Genomic DNA, 6432 nt, shown 5'->3' on the forward strand with positions numbered 1-6432 from the left:
TCAGGCGCCCAGAAGTCGCGCGGCCTGCGGGGCGAAATAGGTCAGGACGCCCGCCGCGCCCGCGCGCTTGAACGCGTGCAGGCTTTCGAGGATGGCGCGGTCTTCGTCCAGCCAGCCGTTGGCCATGGAGGCGCGCATCATCGCGTACTCGCCGGACACCTGATAGGCGAAGGTCGGCAGGTGGAAGGTCTCGGACACCCGCCGGACGACGTCGAGGTACAGCATCCCCGGCTTGACCATCACCGCGTCGGCCCCCTCCGAGATGTCCATCGCCACCTCGCGCAGGGCCTCCTCGGTGTTGGCGTAGTCCATCTGGTAGGTCTTCTTGTCCCCGCGCAGCTGCTTCGCCGAGCCCACGGCGTCGCGATAGGGGCCGTAAAAGGCCGAGGCGTATTTGGCCGCGTAGGACAGGATCAGGGTGTCGTGGAAGCCGTTGGCTTCCAGCGCCTCCCGGATCGCATAGACCCGGCCGTCCATCATGTCCGACGGCGCGACAATGTCGGCCCCGGCATGGGCGTGGATGAAGGCCTGCTCGGCCAGGCGTTCTAGGGTGGCGTCATTGACGATCCGGTCCCCTTCCACGACGCCGTCGTGGCCGTGGTCGGTGTAGCAGTCCAGCGCCACGTCGGTCATGACGCCGATCTCGGGCGCCGCGTCCTTGATCGCCTTGATGCAGTCGGGGATCAGGCCGTCCGGATCGGTCGCGCCCGTGCCGACGCCGTCCTTGATCGCGCCGTCGACGTTGGGGAACAGGGCCACCAGCGGGATGCCCAGATCGCGGGCCTCCTTCGCGGCCTCGGCCGCCGCCTTCGGGCTCAGGCGCGACACGCCCGGCATCGAGGCCACCGGCGCCCGGTCTTCCTTGCCGTCGTGCACGATCAGCGGCCAGACGAGGTCAGCCGGCGTCAGCGTGGTCTCGGCCACCAGACGGCGCACCCAGGGGCTGGAACGCAGGCGGCGCGGACGGGCGTAGGGGAAGGCGGCGGGCGGGAAGGGCTGGGTCATCCGCCGGACTTAGCGCGCCGGACCGGAAAAAACAGGCCATGGACAATTTTTCCGCGCTCGCGCCCGATGCCAATCCCGAGGGTGACGACGGGGAAGGGCTTGGCTAGAAGCGGCGCGAACCGGCCCGCCAGAGGCTGACAGACTGACGGGAGTGACCCATGGACTTCGCCCTCACCGACGACCAACGCGCCATTCAGGAGGCCGCCCGCGCCTTCGCCGAGGCCGAGCTGGCCCCGCACAGCGCCGAGTGGGACGAGACCAAGACCTTCCCGGTCGACGTCATGCGTCACGCCGCCGAGATGGGCTTCTGCGGCATCTATACCGGCGAGGAGCACGGCGGCATGGCCCTGGGCCGCGTCGAGGCGGCGCTGATCTTCGAGGAGCTGTCGCGCGGCGACGTCTCCACCGCCGCCTTCATCTCGATCCACAACATGGCGACCTGGATGATCGACAGCTTCGGCTCGGCCGATCTGCGCGCCCGCTATGTGCCGTCGCTGGTGACGATGGAGAAGATCGCCAGCTACTGCCTGACCGAGCCGGGCTCGGGCTCCGACGCCGCCGCCATGCGCACCACGGCGGTTCGGGACGGCGACCACTATGTGCTCAATGGCTCCAAGGCCTTCATCTCGGGCGCCGGGACCTCTGACGTCTATGTCGTCATGGCCCGCACCGGCGAGCCGGGCGCCAAGGGCATCTCGGCCTTCGTCGTCGATCTGGGCACGCCCGGCCTGTCGTTCGGCGCGCAGGAGAAGAAGATGGGCTGGAACTCCCAGCCCACCGCCATCGTCAGCTTCGACGACTGCCGCATCCCGGCGGAGAACCTGCTGGGTAAGGAAGGCGACGGCTTCCGCTACGCCATGATGGGCCTCGACGGCGGTCGCCTGAACATCGCCGCCTGCTCGCTGGGCGGCGCCCGCCTGGCGCTGGAGACGGCGCAGGACTACGTCTCGACCCGCAAGCAGTTCGGCAAGGCCCTCGCCGAGTTCCAGAACACCCAGTTCAAGCTGGCCGACATGGCCACCCAGCTGGACGCCTGCCGCCTGATGGTCCTGCGCGGCGCCTGGGCCATCGACACCGGCCACCCCGAGAAGACCAAGTGGTGCGCCATGGCCAAGCGCTTCACCACCGACGCCTGCTTCCAGATCGCCGATGAGGCCCTGCAGCTGCACGGCGGCTACGGCTATCTGAAGGACTATCCGCTGGAGCGCATCGTCCGCGACCTGCGCGTCCACCGCATCCTCGAAGGCACCAACGAGATCATGCGCGTGATCACGGCGCGCGAGATGCTGCGGCAATAGCCGAGGTGACGGCGTTCTGAAGCCGTGCCAACCTCCCGCACGGGAGGACTGTCACATGAAAATGCTCGCCGCCGTCGCCTGCGCCGCCGCCCTCATCACGACCCCCGCCGTCGCCCAGGAGACGGCGCTGGAGGAGGTGGTCGTCACCGGCTCCCGCATGATCGAATGGGACCCGGATGACATTCCGGCCGTCCAGCTGTTCCGCCGCGCCGACAACCTGATCGCCTCGGTCCGGGTCGTGAACGACACCCGCGAGGCGGCCGGCCGCCGCAGCGAACTGACCCAGACCCTGCGTGCGATGGCGCGTCAGGCCGCCGGCCGGGCCGACATCGACCTGTCGATCGAAACGGACGGCGTGCTCGTCCCGCTGACCGAGGACATGGTCTCGACCCTGACCCTTGGCGTGGACGGCATGCGCAGCGACACCAGCGTCGCCACCCTGATCGTCAAGACGCCGATCAGCGCCACCGATTCCCTCGATTCCGCCTCGGGACGGCTTGAGGCCTTTGTCGAGGCGGTGCCGACGACCGGGCGCTCGGAGGTCGATATCGATGACGACTGGCAACTGTCGATCATCGATCCGCCGCAGTACCGCGCGGCCATTCTCGCTCTCATGGCGGCCGACGCTGAGCGGGCGGCGGGCGCCTTCGGCGGCGGGTATCGGGTCGAGGTCACCGGCATGGAGAACCGGGTCACCTGGCGCCAGTCCGGTCCGCTCGATCTGGGCCTGTTCATTCCCTACAAGATGACGGTGGTTCCGGCGCCCTGAGGCTGGACCCGCCCGCCGGGCCGCCGTATCAGCCCGGCATGACCAGCGAAGCCGAAATCCTCACCCGCGTCTCGTCCGGCGTCGGGATCATCACCCTGAACCGGCCCAAGGCCCTGCACGCGCTGAACCGCGCCATGTGCGACGCCATGATCGAGGCGCTGCTGGCGTGGCGCGAGGATGAGGCGGTGAAGTCCGTCCTGATCGACCATTCGGGCGAGCGCGGCTTCTGCGCGGGCGGCGACATCCGCATGATCGCCGAGAGCGGGGCAGGGGACGCGTCGGAAGCGAAGGCCTTCTTCCGCACCGAGTATCAGCTGAACCACCTGCTGTTCGACTATCCCAAGCCGGTGACGGCGCTGGTAGACGGCATCGTCATGGGCGGCGGCGTCGGCATCTCCGAGCCCGCCACGGTCCGCATCGCCACCGAGCGCACCACCTACGCCATGCCCGAGACCGGCATCGGCCTGTTCCCCGATGTCGGCGGCGGCTGGTTCCTGCCGCGCCTGCCGGGCCAGACCGGCGTCTGGCTGGCCCTGACCGGGGCGCGGCTGAAGGCGGCGGACACCGTCTTCCTGGGCATCCACACCCACTATCTGCCGACCGATGCGCTGGAGGCCTTCCGCGCCATCCTGTCGGCCGACCCGGCCTATCCGATCGACGTCGCCGACGGGCTGGAGGACGATCCCGGCGAGGCCCCGATTGAACAACATCTGGAAGCGATCGACCGCCTGTTCGCCTTCGATACGGTCGAGGAGATCTTCGCCGCCCTGGAGGCCGACGGGTCCGAATGGGCGCTGGCCCAGCTGGCCGTGCTGAAGACCAAGTCGCCCCAGTCGCTGAAGGTGTCGCTCCGCCAGATGCGCACCGGCGCGACGCTGGAGACCTTCGCCGACAACATGGCGATGGAGTACGCCCTGGGCGGCCGCGTGGTCCGCACCCACGATTTCCAGGAAGGCGTCCGCGCCGTCATCGTCGACAAGGACAACGCGCCGAAATGGTCGCCCGCCGACCTCTCGGGTGTCACGGACCAGACGCTGGACGCCCTGTTCGCGCCGCTGCCGGACGATGAAGCCTGGACGCCGCTGGCCTGAGCGCGGGAAGCCCTTGCATCGCGGCGGGCGAGGCGTAGCTTCGCCTCCGCAAATCAGGGGTCATCCATGCTGAGAACCACCGCCGTCGTCGCCTGCGCCGTCGCCCTGTCGGGCTGCGTGATCATCGCCAGCGACACCAGTGAACGCACGGTGGTTCACGCCGGTCCGGCCGCCGCGGCGTCGGTTGCGCCCGAGGTCCGCTACGCCGACGCCCTGTCCGACAGCCGCCGCCTGCCCGAGGAGGTCGCCCGCGACCCGCTGCGCAAGCCCGCCGATATGCTGGCCCTGATGGATCTGGGGCCGGGGCACGTCATCGCCGACATCCGCCCCGAGGAAGGCTATTTCACCCGCCTGTTCGCGCCGGTGGTCGGCGCGGGCGGCCACGTCTACGCCTTCGTGCCGAACCAGACCGCGGGCCGCGAGAACGCCTTCGCCGACACCCTGGCCTCGACCTATCCGAACACCAGCCGGGTCACCGGCCAACTCGAGACCATGACCTTCGACCAGCCGCTGGACGTGGTCTTCATGGGCGAGGAATACCACGACTTCACCATCCCCCGGTTCGGCGTGGATGTGGCCGCGATGAACCGCCGCGTCTTCGAGGTGCTGAAGCCCGGCGGGCTGTACGTGATTCTGGACCATCAGGCCGCTGACGGCGCTGGCATCTCGGTGGCGGGCAGCCTGCATCGCATCGAGGCCGCCGATCTGCGCCGCCAGGTCGAGGCCGCGGGCTTCATCTACGAGGGCGAAAGCACCGCCGTGCGCGTTCCTGGCGACGATCACACCCTGTCGGTGTTCGACCCGTCGATCCGCGGGCGCACCGACCGCTTCGTCTACCGCTTCAGAAAGCCCCGCTGAGACGGGGCGAACACCGGAGGAGACCTGTCATGCGTCGTCTGCTGCTGTCCGCCGTTTCGGCGGCCCTGATCGCCGGCGCCGCGCCGGTCTGTGCCCAGTCCGCCCCTGACTACGCGGCGGCCCTGGCCTCGCCGGTGCGGACCGATGAGGATCGCGGGCGCGACGCCGCCCGTCATACCGCCGAGACCCTGGCCTTCGCCGGCGTGCAGCCGGGCTGGAAGGTCGCCGACATGATCATCGGCGGCGGCTATTTCACCCGCGCCTTCGCGGCCGCGGTCGGTCCGGACGGCCATGTCACGGCCTGGCAACCGGACGAGTTCATCGGCTTCCAGGCCTCCTACGGCGAGGCGCTGACCGCCGCCGACGCCCTGCCCAATGTGGACGGCGTCCACACCGCCATCGGCGCCCCGGCCTTCCCGTCCGGGCTGGATCTGGTCTTCACCGCCCAGAACTACCACGATCTGCACCTGCGCCCCTTCGCGGCGGACACGGCGGCCAAGGTCAATGCCGCGGTGTTCGCGGCGCTGACGCCGGGCGGCTACTACGTCATCATCGACCACGACGCGGTCGCGGGTTCGGACCTGTCGGTCGCCCACACCCTGCACCGGATCGACCGGGCGACCCTGATCGCCGAGGTCGAGGCCGCGGGCTTCGTGCTGGACGGCCAGAGCGACATCCTCGCCAACCCGGCCGATCCGCGCACCGCCAATGTGTTCGACGCCTCGATCCGGGGCCACACCAGCCAGTTCATGCTGCGGTTCCGCAAGCCCGCCTGAAGCAGCGCTGGCCTTCGACGCCGACCCCCGCTAACCCTCCCTCAAAATCAAAGGGAGACGCGCCATGACCAACACCATCGCCTTCATCGGTCTGGGCAACATGGGCGGGGGCATGGCCGCCAATCAGGCCAAGGCGGGCCACACCGTCCTGGCCTTCGACCTGTCGCAGGCCGCGCTGGATCGCGCCGCCGCCGCGGGCTGCACCCCGGTCGCCAGCGTCACCGAAGCGGTGAAGGGGGCCGACATCATCATCACCATGCTGCCCGCCGGGCCGCATGTGCTGAAGGTCTATTCGGAGCAGATCATCGGCGCCGCGCCGTCCTCGGCCCTGCTGCTGGACTGCTCGACCATCGACGTGGACACCGCGCGCAAGGTCGCCGGTCTGGCGAAGGAGGCGGGCTACGCCTTCGCCGACGCGCCGGTCTCGGGCGGCACCATGGCGGCGGACGCCGGGACCCTGGCCTTCATGGTCGGCTGCGATGAGCCGGAGTTCGCCCGCATCGAGGCGGCGCTGGAGCCGATGAGCCGCGCCACCTTCCGCGCCGGCGACCACGGGGCGGGGCAGGCGGCCAAGATCTGCAACAACATGATCCTCGGCATCACCATGCTGGGCACCTGCGAGGCCATCGGCCTGG

Annotated in this window: 7 protein-coding genes; 6 read left to right on the forward strand and 1 reads right to left on the reverse strand. The window is 69.6% G+C overall.

What is annotated here, in order from left to right:
* On the reverse strand, nt 1-1005 hold the full coding sequence (gene hemB / locus VGE03_RS15090; protein WP_331047296.1) for a porphobilinogen synthase: 1005 nt from the start codon (nt 1003-1005) through the stop codon (nt 1-3).
* A 158-nt stretch (nt 1006-1163) separates the two neighbouring features.
* Between hemB and VGE03_RS15095 the strand changes: the two genes are divergently transcribed.
* From VGE03_RS15095 to VGE03_RS15120, 6 genes are all read left to right on the forward strand, one after another.
* Complete coding sequence (locus VGE03_RS15095; protein ID WP_331047297.1) at nt 1164-2303, forward strand: acyl-CoA dehydrogenase family protein; 1140 nt, start codon at nt 1164-1166, stop codon at nt 2301-2303.
* Nucleotides 2304-2358: 55 nt separating this feature from the next.
* Nucleotides 2359-3072 (forward strand): hypothetical protein, encoded by a 714-nt coding sequence (locus VGE03_RS15100; RefSeq protein WP_331047298.1) that lies wholly within the window; start codon nt 2359-2361, stop codon nt 3070-3072.
* Nucleotides 3073-3110: 38 nt separating this feature from the next.
* On the forward strand, nt 3111-4163 hold the full coding sequence (locus VGE03_RS15105) for an enoyl-CoA hydratase/isomerase family protein (protein ID WP_331047299.1): 1053 nt from the start codon (nt 3111-3113) through the stop codon (nt 4161-4163).
* Nucleotides 4164-4229: 66 nt separating this feature from the next.
* Nucleotides 4230-5021, forward strand: a complete 792-nt coding sequence (locus VGE03_RS15110; RefSeq protein WP_331047300.1) for a hypothetical protein — start codon at nt 4230-4232, stop codon at nt 5019-5021.
* A 29-nt stretch (nt 5022-5050) separates the two neighbouring features.
* Nucleotides 5051-5797, forward strand: a complete 747-nt coding sequence (locus VGE03_RS15115) for a methyltransferase (RefSeq protein WP_331047301.1) — start codon at nt 5051-5053, stop codon at nt 5795-5797.
* A 64-nt stretch (nt 5798-5861) separates the two neighbouring features.
* Nucleotides 5862-6432, forward strand: a 571-nt coding sequence (locus tag VGE03_RS15120; RefSeq protein ID WP_331047302.1) for an NAD(P)-binding domain-containing protein, incomplete at its 3' end; no start/stop codon positions are given.

Origin of the sequence: Brevundimonas sp. (assembly GCF_036400995.1) — a bacterium.
GTDB lineage: Bacteria > Pseudomonadota > Alphaproteobacteria > Caulobacterales > Caulobacteraceae > Brevundimonas.

Bases quoted from the DNA above. Each gene is read 5' to 3' on its own strand.
- hemB (WP_331047296.1), bottom strand. From the start codon at position 1,005: ATGACCCAGCCCTTCCCGCCCGCCGCCTTCCCCTACGCCCGTCCGCGC.
- VGE03_RS15095 (WP_331047297.1), top strand. From the start codon at position 1,164: ATGGACTTCGCCCTCACCGACGACCAACGCGCCATTCAGGAGGCCGCC.
- VGE03_RS15100 (WP_331047298.1), top strand. From the start codon at position 2,359: ATGAAAATGCTCGCCGCCGTCGCCTGCGCCGCCGCCCTCATCACGACC.
- VGE03_RS15105 (WP_331047299.1), top strand. From the start codon at position 3,111: ATGACCAGCGAAGCCGAAATCCTCACCCGCGTCTCGTCCGGCGTCGGG.
- VGE03_RS15110 (WP_331047300.1), top strand. From the start codon at position 4,230: ATGCTGAGAACCACCGCCGTCGTCGCCTGCGCCGTCGCCCTGTCGGGC.
- VGE03_RS15115 (WP_331047301.1), top strand. From the start codon at position 5,051: ATGCGTCGTCTGCTGCTGTCCGCCGTTTCGGCGGCCCTGATCGCCGGC.